The 14,896-nt window shown below is 52.8% G+C and carries 12 protein-coding genes; 11 read left to right on the forward strand and 1 reads right to left on the reverse strand.

Annotated features, from left to right (window positions below):
• Positions 1–3: 3 nt before the first annotated feature.
• The 7 genes from AC1WNR_RS01585 (at position 4) to AC1WNR_RS01615 (ending at position 8,929) form a co-directional block, all read left to right on the forward strand.
• Positions 4–2,046, forward strand: a complete 2,043-nt coding sequence (locus AC1WNR_RS01585) for a GspE/PulE family protein (protein WP_481642790.1) — start codon at positions 4–6, stop codon at positions 2,044–2,046.
• A 316-nt stretch (positions 2,047–2,362) separates the two neighbouring features.
• Entirely contained in the window at positions 2,363–3,679 is a 1,317-nt protein-coding gene (locus AC1WNR_RS01590; RefSeq protein ID WP_481642791.1) for an ABC transporter substrate-binding protein, read from the forward strand.
• A 105-nt stretch (positions 3,680–3,784) separates the two neighbouring features.
• Entirely contained in the window at positions 3,785–4,663 is an 879-nt protein-coding gene (locus AC1WNR_RS01595) for a carbohydrate ABC transporter permease (RefSeq protein ID WP_481642792.1), read from the forward strand.
• Positions 4,664–4,667: 4 nt separating this feature from the next.
• Positions 4,668–5,498, forward strand: a complete 831-nt coding sequence (locus AC1WNR_RS01600) for a carbohydrate ABC transporter permease (protein ID WP_481642793.1) — start codon at positions 4,668–4,670, stop codon at positions 5,496–5,498.
• Positions 5,499–5,517: 19 nt separating this feature from the next.
• Positions 5,518–6,528 (forward strand): ABC transporter ATP-binding protein, encoded by a 1,011-nt coding sequence (locus AC1WNR_RS01605; protein WP_481642794.1) that lies wholly within the window; start codon positions 5,518–5,520, stop codon positions 6,526–6,528.
• 12 nt (positions 6,529–6,540) lie between these two features.
• Positions 6,541–7,926: a D-arabinitol 4-dehydrogenase gene (gene dalD, locus AC1WNR_RS01610; protein ID WP_481642795.1), complete on the forward strand. Its 1,386-nt coding sequence runs from the start codon at positions 6,541–6,543 to the stop codon at positions 7,924–7,926.
• Between the two features lie 70 nt (positions 7,927–7,996).
• Entirely contained in the window at positions 7,997–8,929 is a 933-nt protein-coding gene (locus tag AC1WNR_RS01615; protein WP_481642796.1) for an AraC family transcriptional regulator, read from the forward strand.
• Positions 8,930–8,989: 60 nt separating this feature from the next.
• On the opposite strand, the gene xylB is transcribed toward AC1WNR_RS01615, so the two are convergent.
• Positions 8,990–10,438, reverse strand: a complete 1,449-nt coding sequence (gene xylB / locus AC1WNR_RS01620) for a xylulokinase (RefSeq protein ID WP_481642797.1) — start codon at positions 10,436–10,438, stop codon at positions 8,990–8,992.
• Positions 10,439–10,718: 280 nt separating this feature from the next.
• Here xylB and AC1WNR_RS01625 point away from each other — a divergent pair, with 280 nt between their 5' ends.
• From AC1WNR_RS01625 to AC1WNR_RS01640, 4 genes are all read left to right on the forward strand, one after another.
• Positions 10,719–12,035: an ABC transporter substrate-binding protein gene (locus AC1WNR_RS01625; protein WP_481642798.1), complete on the forward strand. Its 1,317-nt coding sequence runs from the start codon at positions 10,719–10,721 to the stop codon at positions 12,033–12,035.
• 107 nt (positions 12,036–12,142) lie between these two features.
• On the forward strand, positions 12,143–13,021 hold the full coding sequence (locus AC1WNR_RS01630; protein WP_481642799.1) for a carbohydrate ABC transporter permease: 879 nt from the start codon (positions 12,143–12,145) through the stop codon (positions 13,019–13,021).
• A gap of 4 nt (positions 13,022–13,025) precedes the next feature.
• Positions 13,026–13,856, forward strand: coding sequence for a carbohydrate ABC transporter permease (locus tag AC1WNR_RS01635; protein WP_481642800.1), 831 nt, complete (start codon positions 13,026–13,028; stop codon positions 13,854–13,856).
• Between the two features lie 19 nt (positions 13,857–13,875).
• Positions 13,876–14,889: an ABC transporter ATP-binding protein gene (locus tag AC1WNR_RS01640; protein ID WP_481642801.1), complete on the forward strand. Its 1,014-nt coding sequence runs from the start codon at positions 13,876–13,878 to the stop codon at positions 14,887–14,889.
• Positions 14,890–14,896: the final 7 nt, after the last annotated feature.

Raw genomic sequence — 14,896 nt, forward strand, 5'->3', positions numbered from 1 at the left:
CAGATGCAGTGGCTTGTTGATCTGCTTTCGCGCAGTAAACCCGAATATGCCGAGACACTCGCTAGTCTTAAGCTTCCAGAGGATCCCGGCCATGCTTGGTCCGTTATTGGTCGAAAGCTAAGTATAGGTACTGATCAACTGCTGAAAATAATCAGTAAGAGCGGTATACCCGTAGCGGATTTGGATCGCATCGGTGCCAGTGAGATTACTCGGATCCCTGAAGCGATTGCGCGTAAGTATCAGGTCGTTGCTGCGGCCCGCACCAGAAGCCACCTGCAGCTAGGCTGTGCGACACCGCTCAGAGATGACTTGGCTAAGGAGCTTGGGTTTGCCCTCAAGCATCCAGTCGAGCTGCTCTTCTCTCCGCCCGACCAGATCGCTAATTCACTCAACCGCTTCTACTCCGCCAATGTTGGTGAGGCGGGGCGTACGCTTTGGGTCGATGAGAAAGAGCTTGAGAAAGCCAAGGTCAATCCGGAAGAGGCGATCGCCCGCATTACACAGCACATTCTTAACGATGCGGTGAAGCTGGGCGCCAGCGACATACATATTCAGCCATTCTTGGGTGGCGGCTTGGTGCGCTACCGCGTAGATGGCATGCTGATGCGCGGTACCAGTTTGCCAGTGACGGTGCGTGATTCGGTGCTGCGTTTTAGTCTGACCCAAGCCGATTTAGACATCTCTAATCACACGACTCCACAAGACGGCCGCTTACGCGTGCAGATCAACGATGGCACCTATGATCTGCGTATCTCCTATCTACCAAGCCATGACGACAGTCGGTTGGTTATCCGCCTGCTCAACCAGAGCCGTAATTTTTCGTTAGAAGCGCTGGGTTTCCCGATGCGAGACCAGCAGACGCTAAAGCAGGTTTGTCGCCAGTCGAAAGGCCTGATCTTGTTCACCGGCCCGACAGGCTCGGGTAAAACGACCAGCCTCTATTCTCTGCTAGCCGGTCTGAATAAACCCGAAATCAATATCATGACAGCGGAGGACCCGGTGGAGTATCAGTTGCAGGGTATCAGCCAGATAGAGGTAGACGAGGGGCGGGGTCGCCGTTTTGATACGGTCCTTAAATCGATGCTGCGTCAGGATCCTGATATCATCCTGGTGGGTGAGATCCGTGATGCTGAAACGGCTCAGATGGCGATGCGGGCCGTGATGACCGGTCACCTAGTATTTTCGACTCTGCATACGCAGGATGCCCTGGGAACCATTCAGCGCCTCGTTGACCTGGGAGTGACGCAGGGGCAGTTGGCCGATGGCCTTAAAGCGGCTGTGGCGCAACGTATGGCACGTAGGGTCTGCTCGCACTGTGCCGAAGAGGTTAAGCAGCGTACACCGCTAGAACAGCTGTTTTTTGATAATTTCAGTGAAACACCGCCGTTACGAGCTATCGGTTGTGAGAGCTGTCACTTTACGGGTTACCTGGGGCGCTTCCCGTTAATCGAGATTTATCAGCCTGATGCGGATGCGCGTGCTCGAATGCGCAAGAGTCAGTACCTGGAAGAGCCGGATCTTGAGTTGAATCGCAGCCTTGCCAAGGTTGCCGTGCAGGCGATTGTGGGTGGAATTACAACGATCGACGAGGTTACTCGTGTCCTTGGTGCTGACTTCTGGGGCAGTATCGATCCGGAACATATCAATGTGGCGATGTCGATGGCTGGGCTGGAGCTTAACGATCAGCGCAAGCCCGGTTTCTTGCTGCTCGGCGGGGATCAAACCTTGGCTGACCAGTGGTCTGAAGTGATCGATTATCCGATTACGATTGCCGGTAGCGGGCCAGAAGCGGCCCGTATCCTGCGTCAGGATACGCAGATTTTTGGGCTGATCTACCACATCGATATGCCTGATGAGCAGGTACGCCCGCATATGGAGAGCTTGCGCCGATATGTTGCGTGGGCAGGTCTGCCGCCGGTTTATGTGTTGGCGCAGTCACATCCTGAGCTGGAAACGGCACTAAGACAGCATGGGGTTAACGATTGGGTTACAGGCTCAGATGATACTCTCAAACTCAAGCAGCTCTGTGACGGAGCACTTACGTAGATCCGGATCAGGCACTGGGGCTATTACTAGCGCGATATCTGGCCAAGTCAGCCATTGCTTAGACTCGTTGAGCGCATGCCATCAACAGAATCTATCTACCCTAAAAGTTTTAATTAATCCGATTAAACTCTGACGCACTTTATTCCGCAGGTGCGAAATAAATCTGCATCAAAGTTTAAATATCTGGGCGGATTGTTTAAAAATCACACAGCTTCCGGTGCTACTCTGATGCGCAGACTCTGGCTAGAAGACGTTAAAACTTGCTTTAACGTACTAGAACGGGCTCTAAGAAGAATAATCCATCAGGAGTAACACAATGAAACTGAAAATGCTCTCTGCTGCCGTTGCCGGTAGTATCCTCGCATCAACAGCCGCTATGGCAGGTTCTCACGCCGGTACTGAGCTGGTTATCGCGACTGTAAATAACGGTCACATGATCGAAATGCAGAAGCTGACGCCAAAGTTCGAAGAAGAGACTGGCATCAAAGTTAAATGGGTAACCCTAGAAGAGGGTGTGCTGCGTCAGCGTGTAACAACTGACATCGCAACGAAAGGCGGTCAGTTCGATATCATGACTATCGGTATGTACGAAGCACCCATCTGGGGCGCGAAGGGCTGGCTTGCGCCACTTAACTTCAGCGCCAGCTACGACGTAGATGACATCCTGCCAGCAATGCGCGGCGGTCTGTCTCATGAAGGCAACCTCTACGCTGCACCGTTCTACGGCGAGTCTTCGATGGTCATGTACCGCAAAGACCTGACTGACAAGGCTGGTATTACTCTGCCTGAAAACCCAACTTGGGCTGATATGGAACAGGCTATCGAAGCCATGCATGATCCAGCTAACGGCGTCTACGGCGTGTGTCTACGCGGTAAGCCAGGCTGGGGCGATAACATGGGCTTCATCACCACGTTGGCAAACACCTTCGGCGCTCAGCTATTCGGCATGGATTGGAAACCACAGTTCGATTCACCTGAGTGGAAGCAGGCGATCAACTACTATGTTGACCTGATGAACAAGTACGGACCTCCAGGTTCTACTGCCAACAGCTTCAACGAAATCCTTGCACTGATCAACGAAGGCAAGTGTGGAGCATGGATTGATGCGACCATCGCTGCATCATTCGTATCTGACCCATCACAGTCTAAAGTTGCTGACGTAATCGCTTACGCTCAGGCGCCTACACAGAAGACTAAGCGCGGTGCAAACTGGCTGTGGGCTTGGGCACTGGGTATCCCAGCTTCTTCTGAGAAGAAAGATGCTGCGATGAAGTTCCTCGAGTGGTCAACGTCTAAGGACTACATCAACCTGGTTGGCGAAACTAACGGTTGGGGCCGAGTACCTACAGGTACACGCGCATCTACCTACGCTAACGAGAAGTTCCAGGCTGCTGCTAACTTTGCAGATGCCGAGCTGACAGCGATCTACAGCGCTAACCCATACGACTCTACCTTCAACAAGTCTCCATACACTGGCGTACAGTTCGCTGCGATCCCAGAGTGGCAGGCAATCGGTACAGCTGTAGGTCAGCAGATGGCTGCTGCACTGGCAGGTGAGAAGTCTGTTGATGAGGCACTAGAAGCGGCGCAGGCTGCAGCTGATCGCGAAATGCGTAAGGCGCGTTACTACTAAGCGGTGCTAACGGTGGGGCTTCCAGCCTCCCGGTAAAATCAGAGCCCGGCGCTGGGTATCCGGCGCCGGGCTCTTTGTTTGGTCTATTTGAACGGGTATCTTCCCATGTCTACTGAGCGCACACAGAGCCGATTTATGCCACGGCTTCTGCTGAGTCCGGCTGTAATTACGCTGTTGATCTGGATGATCGTGCCACTGGCTTTGACGATCTACTTCTCGTCTATTTTCTATAACCTGATGCAGCCCGATGTGACCGGTTTTGCTGGTTGGATGAACTATGAGTTCATGATTACCAACCCAGCGTTTACCGACGCCATCTGGAACACGCTAGTACTGTTGGCATCAACTGTTGCGATTACACTGATTGGTGGATTGGCTATCGCATTGTTGATCAACGAAGCCTTCCCCGGACGCGGTATTGTGCGTCTGCTGTTGATCTCCCCCTTCTTCGTCATGCCTACAGTGAACGCGCTGTTGTGGAAACACATGATGATGAACCCAATTTATGGTGTGCTGGCCCAGGTTTGGACCTTCTTTGGCCTGACACCGATTAACTGGCTGCAGGACCTGCCGCTCTTCTCGATCATTCTAATGATCAGCTGGCAGTGGCTCCCCTTTGCCTGTCTGATTCTGATGACCTCACTACAGTCTATGGACCGTGAACAGCTGGAAGCGGCTGATATGGACGGTGCCAACTACTGGCAGAAGTTCCGCTACATGTACCTGCCACACCTGGCACGTCCGATCTCGGTTGTGATCATGATTGAGGTGATCTTCCTGCTGTCGGTCTTCGCAGAGATCTTTGCGACCACCAACGGTGGCCCAGGTACGCAGAGTACTAACTTGGCCTACCTGATCTTTAACGAAGCGCTGCAGGCCTTCGATATCGGTGTCGCGTCTGCAGGTGCTGTATTTGCGATCATTCTGGCCAACATCGTAGCGATCTTCCTGATTCGCATCATCGGTAAGAACCTGGAGAAGTAAGACGATGAATACGAAAAAGAGATGGACTCCAAGCCTGATTATCCGCACCGCGGCGGCTTGGGGTATCGCACTGCTGCTGTTCTTCCCGCTGATTTTCATGGGCTTCACAGCATTCAAAACTGAGTTGCAAGCGATCGCTGTACCGAGCCTCTGGGCATTTGAACCGACCTTTGAGAACTTCGAAGTGGTCAACGAGCGCTCGGACTACGTTCAGTTTGCGTGGAACTCGGTAGTAACCAGCGTGTTGTCGACTGTACTGGGTCTGCTGATCGCCGCACCGGCGGCTTACAGCATGGCGTTTGCACCGACTAAGGGTACTAACGGCCTGCTGCTATGGATGCTCTCGACCAAGTTTATGCCAGCAGTCGGTGCACTGCTGCCGATCTACGTCATTTTCCAGCAGCTCAATATGCTGGATACCAAAGCGGCGCTGGTCATCATCTTTACCATGATGAACCTGCCGATCATGGTGTGGATGCTCTACACCTACTTCAAAGATATCCCGCAGGAGATCCTTGAGGCGGCGCGTATGGATGGCGCAAGCGTTTGGGATGAGTTTAAGCATGTACTACTGCCACTGGGTATTGGTGGTCTGGCCTCAACCGGTCTGCTCTGTCTGGTATTGGCGTGGAATGAAGCCTTCTGGGCGCTAAACCTCGGTGCGGCTGAGGCCGGCACCCTGGCAACCATGATGGTGAGCTACTCAAGTCCTGAAGGTCTGTTCTGGGCGAAACTCTCTGCCGCGTCGCTGATGGCGATCGCTCCAATCGTTGTGATCGGTTGGTTCTCGCAGAAGCAGTTGGTTCAGGGTCTCACCTTCGGTGCAGTGAAATAAGTTGTTGGAGTAATTAGAAATGTCATATTTAGAGCTTAAGGGCGTTGAGAAGTACTACGGCGACTTTCACGCAATCAAAGGAATTAACCTAAACATCCAGAAGGGCGAGTTCATTGTATTCGTTGGCCCTTCCGGCTGTGGTAAATCAACGCTGCTGCGCATGATCGCGGGCCTTGAAGATATCAATGGCGGTGATCTGGTGCTGGACGGTAAGAACATCACAGACATGCTGCCCTCCAAGCGTGACCTGGCGATGGTGTTCCAGTCATACGCGCTCTACCCGCACATGACAGTGGAGGAGAACATGTCCTTCGCACTGCGTATCCAGAAAGAGGATCCGGCAGTGATCCAAGAGAAGGTGGCGAAGGCGGCTGAGAAGCTGAACCTGACCGACTACCTCAAGCGCACACCGAAGGAGCTCTCCGGTGGTCAGCGTCAGCGTGTGGCGATTGGTCGTGCGATCGTTCGCTCGCCTAAGGTGTTCCTGTTTGACGAGCCACTCTCTAACTTGGATGCGGCGCTGCGTGGCCAGACGCGTGTTGAGATTGCACATCTGCACCGCGAGCTGAACGCAACGTCCATCTATGTAACGCATGACCAGGTTGAGGCGATGACGCTGGCAGACCGCGTGGTGGTTATGCAGGCTGGTGTGATCGAGCAGTGTGGTACGCCGATGGAGTTGTACGATCGCCCAGCCAACAAGTTTGTGGCGCAGTTTATCGGCATGCCGAAGATGAACATGATGCCGGCCAAACACTTCCCGAGCGTCGCTCCAAACGTAGCTGAGGTGGGGGTGCGACCTGAACACTTTTCGCTGGTCGACGCCGGTAGTGGCGATCTGCAGGGCAAGGTTGAAATGGTTGAAGCCCTCGGTAACGAGACCCTAATTCATGTCGAACTTGAAGATGGCGAAATGATTATCGTGCGTCAGTACGAGCAGACGACACTGCGTCCAGAGGCAACTGTGGGCGTCAAGTTCGATCCAGTTCAAATTCACTGTTTTGATGCGCAGGGACAAGCGGTTCGCTAAGAGGTAAAAATTATGAGTCAGGCACTTACACAACTTCACTTGGGTCTAGGTTCATTTCATCGAGCTCATCAAGCCGTTTATCTGCAGCAACTGCATGATCTTGGTGATACCTCATGGGAAATTGCTGCCGGTAATATCCGCGCGGATAGCGAGGAACTTATTCAAGCGCTGATAGAACAGAAGGGACGCTACACTCTCGAGACAGTCACACCCCAAGGGGCACGCAATTATAAGGAGATCGGTTCGATTAAACGTGTCGTCGCCTGGGATGCGGACTTGAGTGGATTGACGCAGGTTGCTGTTGAACCCACCACTCGGATTATCTCCTTCACCGTAACGGAGGCGGGGTATTATTTGGATGCCCTCGATCAACTCGATCACTCGTATCCGGATTTGGTCAGCGACCTGAAAGGCGACACTTGCTGCACACTATACGGCGCGCTATCGCGCCTGCTGGATGCACGTCGTGCTGCAGGTGTAGGGCCAGTCACATTGATGTCCTGTGATAATTTGCGCTCCAATGGGGACCGTTTTGCCAAAGGTTTTAAACAGTTCCTTGAACAGCAAGGCAAAACGGAACTTTTGGCTTGGGTAGCGGCTAACACGAGCGCCCCCAATGCGATGGTCGATCGTATTACCCCCCGTCCAACACTCTCCGTAGCTGAGCGCGTAACAGCAGCAACGGGTGTCGAAGACAGAGCCGCACTGAGCGCTGAAGCGTTTATTCAATGGGTCATTGAAGATCATTTTGTGGCCGGACGTCCCGCTTGGGAGAAAGTAGGCGTTGAACTGGTTGAGGATGTGCTGCCTTACGAGGAGGCGAAGATTCGTCTTCTAAATGCGACGCATAGTTGCATTGCTTGGGCCGGAACTCTTGCGGGATATACCTATATTCATGAGGGTGCACAGGACAGCGAAGTGCGTCAGCTTGCATATAACTATGTAACTCAGGATGTGCTGCCTTGCTTACAGCCCTCGCCACTAGACCTGCAGGATTATCGCGATGTGGTATTGGATCGTTTCTCTAATCCAAATATTCTTGATACAAATGCTCGTGTAGCGATGGATGGGTACTCTAAGGTACCGGGCTTTATTCTGCCAACCATTAGTGACCGCCTGACTTCGGACCAGAGCATTGCATGTGTTGCGGTGCTGCCGGCTCTTTTCTTGGAGTTCTTGGCCCAGGAGCGAGCTGGCTTCGTACCTTATCGCTACGAGGATCAATTGATGGAGCCAGGCACCGCAGAGGCGATACTGGATTCCGACGATCCAGTACAGGCCCTATGTAACGAGCGCTTGTTATTTAACGACTTAGCAGGCGATACTCGATTGATTGAGGCCGTACGTGATGCATACGCGCGCGTCCAGGCTTTCTCAAAGTCGCGTAAAGCAGCTTGAAAAGAGACAGTCTAAATGGTGCCGCGACTAGTGAGTTGTCCGGCACCTTGAAAGTAAGAGGGATGACGTTATGGGAGTCCATAGAGGTAGTCTGAACAGCTTACAAAAACCGGTGATGGAGAAGAGCTATCAGCGGGGGACTGAGCTTGGTTATGAGCCGCAAGTTGATGGCCTCTTGCGGTTTGTTGAACATGGCTCGCCCAGTCCACTGATTCGCTGGCATCAGCACGATGAGTATGAGCTACATCTAGTCACGGCTACGCGCGGACGGATGTTTATCGGTGACTTTATCGGAAACTTTGAGCCCGGAAATTTGGTGCTGACCGGCCCGCGTCTGCCCCACAATTGGGTGACCACTGAATATGAAGAGGGCGATGCTGCACCTTTGCGTGATCGTTGCCTCATCTTCCTCGATGACCCTATTCGTCGTGCTGCTGAATATATTCCGGAGATGCGTTCTGTTTTTCCGCTACTAGAGCGAGCAAAAAACGGAATCCAGTTCTTTGGTATTAGCGATTCGGTTTCCAAACACCTGGACCAGATTCGAGATACTCAGGGTGCGCGACGGATGGCGGCCTTTATGGAGTTGCTCAGTGATCTCGCGCAGCATGAGAACTACAGACTTTTGTCGTCAGCGCAATTGCAGAACTTTGGTGATCATAAAGCGCAGTCTCGCATCAGTGAGATTGTTGATTACATTTCGGATAACTTCCATCAGCATCTCTACATGGGTGACGTTGCCGAGCGTTTCGGTATGAGTGAGAGTCGCTTCTCCCGCTATTTCCGTAAGGAGACGGGTAACTCGTTTACTGACTTTGTGAACCAAATCAGGGTAAATAAAGCCTGCCAATTACTGACCGAAACTGATAAGTACATCAGTACCATTTGCTATGAAGTTGGCTTCAACACAGTCGCAAACTTCAACCGCCGCTTTGGTGAGTTGCGTGATATGACTCCGACGGAATTCCGTAAGAACGCTAAGATGCGCTACCTGCACTCGTAGTTTCGGTGTAGGAGGTATTTGCCAAGGGCAGGTCGCGACCTGCGGCTTTGCCGCATATCCCTACAGTGCCAAGTCCTTGAGTGCTGGATAGATGCGGGTGTAGTGCTGGTAAGCATCTTCGTAAGCAGCTTGATGCTGCGGCTCAAATACCGCATCGACCGCCGGAGTGGTCAGCAGGTCGGTTGGGTTGGCTCCGCTAGCGGCCTGTTGAGCCAAGCGTGCCGCGCCAAAGGCTGCACCAAAATCACCATCTTTGGGCAGCTCAACCGGTAGGTTGAGAATATTCGCTAAGGTTTGCAGCCAGAATTTAGAGCGCGAACCACCCCCAACCGCAACTACGGACTGCAACTGAGTACCTGCGCTGCGCAGTGCTTCCAAGTTGTCTCGGATAGCGGAAGAGACACCTTCAAGTACGGCCTGAGTCAATGTTGCTTGATCGGACTGATGCTCCAAACCAATAAAAGCGCCGCGAACACGGGCATCGTTGTGTGGCGTTCGTTCCCCAGAAAGGTAAGGGAGAAAACGAACACTGCTTGGCCCTGAGGGTGCGTCGCCTAGGGTGGCCGTAAGAGTCGCCGCATCTTTACCGGCAATACCTGCATACCAGTTCAACGCATCGGTGGCTGAGAGAATGACACCCATCTGATGCCAGGTGTTGGGGATCGCATGACAGAATGCGTGAACGGCGCTTTCCGCCTTGGGCTTGTAGCCATCAGTTGCTGCGAATAAAACGCCAGAGGTGCCGAGAGAGAGAAAGGCTTGTCCCTCACGCACAACACCCATCCCTATCGCCGAGGCGGCGTTGTCGCCAGCGCCTCCGCCAACTACAGGTGCTTTGCTAAAGCCCCAGTGAGCAGCTAGATCAGCACGCAGCTCGCCAGCCATCTCAGACCCTTCAACGAGTCGTGGCATTTGCTCTACGCGCATACCGGAAGCAGCAAGGAGCTCGTGAGACCAATCCCGTTTGGCGACGTCAAGCCAGCTAGTCCCCGCGGCATCGGACATCTCCGATACATACTCACCGGTTAACCAGAAACGCAGATAGTCTTTCGGCAAAAGTACTTTGGCAACGCGGGCGAAGTTCTCTGGCTCATGCTTAGCTACCCAGCAGAGCTTTGGCGCGGTGAAACCCGGAAAGACAATATTGCCCGATAGTTGGCGAAACAGGGGATTAGCATCCAGCTCTGCTGCCTCCATATAACTGCGGGTATCATTCCAGAGAATGCACGGGCGGATTACCTGTCCAGAGCTGTCTAATAGTGTTGCTCCATGCATCTGGCCAGAAAACGATATCGCCTCGGTCGCTGTTAACTCGACAGGATACTTTTCACGCAGCTCGGCCATCGCCTGTCCACAGGCGCTGATCCAATCTTGCGGGTTCTGTTCCGACCAGCCCGGATTCGGCCTTGATACATTAATGTTCGCGTTTGCCGAGCCAATGATACGCTGCTGGGCGTCCATTAAGAGCGCTTTGATACCTGAGGTGCCGAGGTCGAGGCCAATGTACATCATTGTTTCCTATGTGATTTTTGCGACTTTCGCAACGGAATTCGTGAGTAAAAGTACTCTAATTCTTGAGTTATATTACTGTAATCTTATCTTGCAGTTTTTTACGCAAATGCGAAATAGAAGTGCAAATAAGTACAACACTTTGTTAAGGCCGTACAATTCTGTACCAGTTTGCGGTGCTACTCTGTTGCACAGACGCTGACAACCTAACCTGTTGCTGCGGAATTGCGTATCAGCGGTAGGCGTCTGGATAAAAATAATATTCCTTCAGGAGTAAAAAATGAAAATCAAAATGCTTTCTGCTGCCGTTGCCGGTAGCATCCTAGCTTCTACTGCAGCTCTGGCTGGCTCCCACGCTGGTACCGAACTGGTTATCGCTACTGTAAACAACGGTCACATGATCGAAATGCAGAAGCTGACACCAAAGTTTGAAGAAGAGACTGGTATCAAAGTTAAGTGGGTCACTCTGGAAGAGGGTGTTCTGCGTCAGCGTGTGACAACTGACATCGCAACTAACGGCGGTCAGTTCGACATCATGACTATCGGTATGTACGAAGCACCAATCTGGGGTGAAAAAGGCTGGCTTGAGCCTCTGAACTTCAGCGCTAGCTACGACGTAGACGACATCCTGCCAGCAATGCGCGGCGGTCTGTCTCACGACGGCAACCTCTACGCAGCACCTTTCTACGGTGAGTCTTCTATGGTTATGTACCGTAAGGACCTGCTGGACAAAGCGGGTATCACCCTGCCATACAACCCAACTTGGGCTGATATGGAGCAGGCGATCGCTGCAATGCACGATCCAGAGAACGGTGTTTACGGTACCTGTCTGCGCGGTAAGCCAGGCTGGGGTGATAACGCTGCATTCATCACTACTATTGCGAACACCTTCGGTGCGCGTTGGTTCGATGAGAACTGGAAGCCACAGCTGGACTCTCCAGAGTGGAACGCTGCAATCACTTTCTACGTTGATCTGATGACTAAGTACGCGCCTCCAGGCTCTACTGCAAACAGCTTCAACGAAATCCTTGCACTGATCAACGAAGGCAAGTGTGGTTCTTGGATCGATGCAACTATCGCTGCATCTTTCGTATCTGACCCATCACAGTCTAAAGTTGCTGACGTAATCGCTTACGCTCAGGCGCCTACACAGAAGACTAAGCGCGGTGCAAACTGGCTGTGGGCTTGGGCGCTGGGTATCCCAGCTTCTTCTGAGAAGAAAGATGCTGCGATGAAGTTCCTGGAGTGGTCAACTTCTAAGGACTACATCAACCTGGTTGGCGAAACTAACGGTTGGGGCCGTGTACCTACAGGTACTCGTACTTCTACCTACGCGAACGAGAAGTTCCAGGCTGCAGCAAACTTTGCTGACGCAGAGCTGGATGCGATCTTCAGCGCTAACCCATACGACTCTACTTTCGAGAAGACGCCATACACCGGTGTACAGTTCGCTGCGATTCCTGAGTTCCAGGCTATCGGTACAGCAGCTGGCCAGCAGTTTGCTGCTGCACTGGCAGGCGAGAAGAGTGTAGAAGAAGCGCTGGCTGCAGCTCAGGCTGCAGCTGACCGCGAAATGCGTAAAGGCCGTTACTACTAAGCAGTAGTAACCGGGTGGGGTTTCGCCTCACCCAACACGTACACCACCCCCGGCAGAGTCTCCTTGTCGGGGGTGTTTTTCCCCTGAATAATTTTCGGTATCTGATTATGTCATCGCAATCCCGAAGCAGTCGCTTTATGCCGCGTCTGTTGCTAAGCCCGGCTGTGATCACGCTGTTGATCTGGATGATCGTGCCACTGGCTTTGACGATCTACTTCTCGTCTATTTTCTATAACCTGATGCAGCCCGATGTGACCGGTTTTGCTGGTTGGATGAACTATGAGTTCATGATTACCAACCCAGCGTTTACCGACGCCATCTGGAACACGCTAGTACTGTTGGCATCAACTGTTGCGATTACAGTGATTGGTGGATTGGCTATCGCGTTGTTGATCAACGAAGCCTTCCCCGGACGCGGTATTGTGCGTTTGCTGTTGATCTCCCCCTTCTTCGTCATGCCTACAGTGAACGCGCTGTTGTGGAAACACATGATGATGAACCCAATTTATGGTGTGCTGGCCCAGGTTTGGACCTTCTTTGGCCTGACACCGATTAACTGGCTGCAGGACCTGCCGCTCTTCTCGATCATTCTAATGATCAGCTGGCAGTGGCTCCCCTTTGCCTGTCTGATTCTGATGACCTCACTACAGTCTATGGACCGTGAACAGCTGGAAGCGGCTGATATGGACGGTGCCAACTACTGGCAGAAGTTCCGCTACATGTACCTGCCACACCTGGCACGTCCGATCTCGGTTGTGATCATGATTGAGGTGATCTTCCTGCTGTCGGTCTTCGCAGAGATCTTTGCGACCACCAACGGTGGCCCAGGTACGCAGAGTACTAACTTGGCCTACCTGATCTTTAACGAAGCGCTGCAGGCCTTCGATATCGGTGTCGCGTCTGCGGGTGCTGTATTTGCGATCATTCTGGCTAACATCGTAGCGATCTTCCTGATTCGCATCATCGGTAAGAACCTGGAGAAGTAAGACGATGAATACGAAAAAGAAATGGACTCCAAGCCTGATTATCCGCACCGCGGCGGCTTGGGGCATCGCACTGCTGCTGTTCTTCCCGCTGATTTTCATGGGCTTCACAGCATTCAAAACTGAGTTGCAAGCGATCGCTGTACCGAGCCTATGGGCATTTGAACCGACCTTTGAGAACTTCGAAGTGGTCAACGAGCGCTCGGACTACGTTCAGTTTGCGTGGAACTCGGTAGTAACCAGCGTGTTGTCGACTGTACTGGGTCTGCTGATCGCCGCACCGGCGGCTTACAGCATGGCGTTTGCACCGACTAAGGGTACTAACGGCCTGCTGCTATGGATGCTCTCGACCAAGTTTATGCCAGCAGTCGGTGCACTGCTGCCGATCTACGTCATTTTCCAGCAACTCAATATGCTGGATACCAAAGCGGCGCTGGTCATCATCTTTACCATGATGAACCTGCCGATCATGGTGTGGATGCTCTACACCTACTTCAAAGATATCCCGCAGGAGATCCTTGAAGCGGCGCGTATGGATGGCGCCAGTGTTTGGGATGAGTTCAAACATGTACTACTGCCACTGGGTATTGGTGGTCTGGCCTCAACCGGTCTGCTCTGTCTGGTGCTGGCGTGGAATGAAGCCTTCTGGGCACTGAACCTCGGTGCGGCTGAGGCCGGTACCCTGGCAACCATGATGGTGAGCTACTCAAGTCCTGAAGGTCTGTTCTGGGCGAAACTCTCTGCCGCGTCGCTGATGGCGATCGCTCCAATCGTTGTGATCGGTTGGTTCTCGCAGAAGCAGTTGGTTCAGGGTCTCACCTTCGGTGCAGTGAAATAAGTTGTTGGAGTAATTAGAAATGTCATATTTAGAGCTTAAGGGCGTTGAGAAGTACTACGGCGACTTTCACGCAATCAAAGGAATTAACCTAAACATCCAGAAGGGCGAGTTCATTGTATTCGTTGGCCCTTCCGGCTGTGGTAAATCGACGCTGCTGCGCATGATCGCGGGCCTTGAAGATATCAATGGCGGTGATCTGGTGCTGGACGGTAAGAACATCACCGACATGCTGCCCTCCAAGCGTGACCTGGCGATGGTGTTCCAGTCATACGCGCTCTACCCGCACATGACGGTAGAGGAGAATATGTCCTTCGCACTGCGTATCCAGAAAGAGGATCCGGCAGTGATCAAAGAGAAGGTGGCGAAGGCGGCTGAGAAGCTGAACCTGACCGACTACCTCAAGCGCACACCGAAGGAGCTCTCCGGTGGTCAGCGTCAGCGTGTGGCGATTGGTCGTGCGATCGTTCGCTCACCGAAGGTGTTCCTGTTTGACGAGCCACTCTCTAACTTGGATGCGGCGCTGCGTGGCCAGACGCGTGTTGAGATTGCACATCTGCACCGCGAGCTGAACGCAACGTCCATCTATGTAACGCATGACCAGGTTGAGGCGATGACGCTGGCAGACCGCGTGGTGGTTATGCAGGCGGGTGTGATCGAGCAGTGCGGTACGCCGATGGAGCTGTACGATCGCCCAGCAAACAAATTTGTGGCGCAGTTTATCGGTATGCCGAAGATGAACATGATGCCGGCAAAACTGATTTCTGGTCAGGCCGATAACGTAGTAGAGGTGGGTGTTCGCCCTGAGCACTTTGCACTCACTGGTGCTGGTGAAGGTCAGTTGCAGGGCGAGGTAGAGATGGTTGAAGCGCTCGGCAACGAGACCCTGATACATGTCGCACTAGAGGGCAGCAAGGAGATGGTTATCGTACGTCAGTACGAACAGACATCAGTGCGTCCTGGCAATAAAGTCGGTATTAACTATGATGCGTCGCAGCTGCACTGCTTCGATGCTCAGGGTTTAGCACTTCGCTAAGGGGGCT

The sequence above is a fragment of the Marinobacterium marisflavi genome, assembly GCF_982447095.1.

Coding starts and splice junctions, on each gene's coding strand:
- AC1WNR_RS01590 (WP_481642791.1), top strand. CDS start 2,363: ATGAAACTGAAAATGCTCTCTGCTGCCGTTGCCGGTAGTATCCTCGCA.
- AC1WNR_RS01635 (WP_481642800.1), top strand. CDS start 13,026: ATGAATACGAAAAAGAAATGGACTCCAAGCCTGATTATCCGCACCGCG.
- dalD (WP_481642795.1), top strand. CDS start 6,541: ATGAGTCAGGCACTTACACAACTTCACTTGGGTCTAGGTTCATTTCAT.
- AC1WNR_RS01615 (WP_481642796.1), top strand. CDS start 7,997: ATGGGAGTCCATAGAGGTAGTCTGAACAGCTTACAAAAACCGGTGATG.
- AC1WNR_RS01640 (WP_481642801.1), top strand. CDS start 13,876: ATGTCATATTTAGAGCTTAAGGGCGTTGAGAAGTACTACGGCGACTTT.
- AC1WNR_RS01600 (WP_481642793.1), top strand. CDS start 4,668: ATGAATACGAAAAAGAGATGGACTCCAAGCCTGATTATCCGCACCGCG.
- AC1WNR_RS01630 (WP_481642799.1), top strand. CDS start 12,143: ATGTCATCGCAATCCCGAAGCAGTCGCTTTATGCCGCGTCTGTTGCTA.
- xylB (WP_481642797.1), bottom strand. CDS start 10,438: ATGTACATTGGCCTCGACCTCGGCACCTCAGGTATCAAAGCGCTCTTA.
- AC1WNR_RS01625 (WP_481642798.1), top strand. CDS start 10,719: ATGAAAATCAAAATGCTTTCTGCTGCCGTTGCCGGTAGCATCCTAGCT.
- AC1WNR_RS01585 (WP_481642790.1), top strand. CDS start 4: ATGCAGTGGCTTGTTGATCTGCTTTCGCGCAGTAAACCCGAATATGCC.
- AC1WNR_RS01595 (WP_481642792.1), top strand. CDS start 3,785: ATGTCTACTGAGCGCACACAGAGCCGATTTATGCCACGGCTTCTGCTG.
- AC1WNR_RS01605 (WP_481642794.1), top strand. CDS start 5,518: ATGTCATATTTAGAGCTTAAGGGCGTTGAGAAGTACTACGGCGACTTT.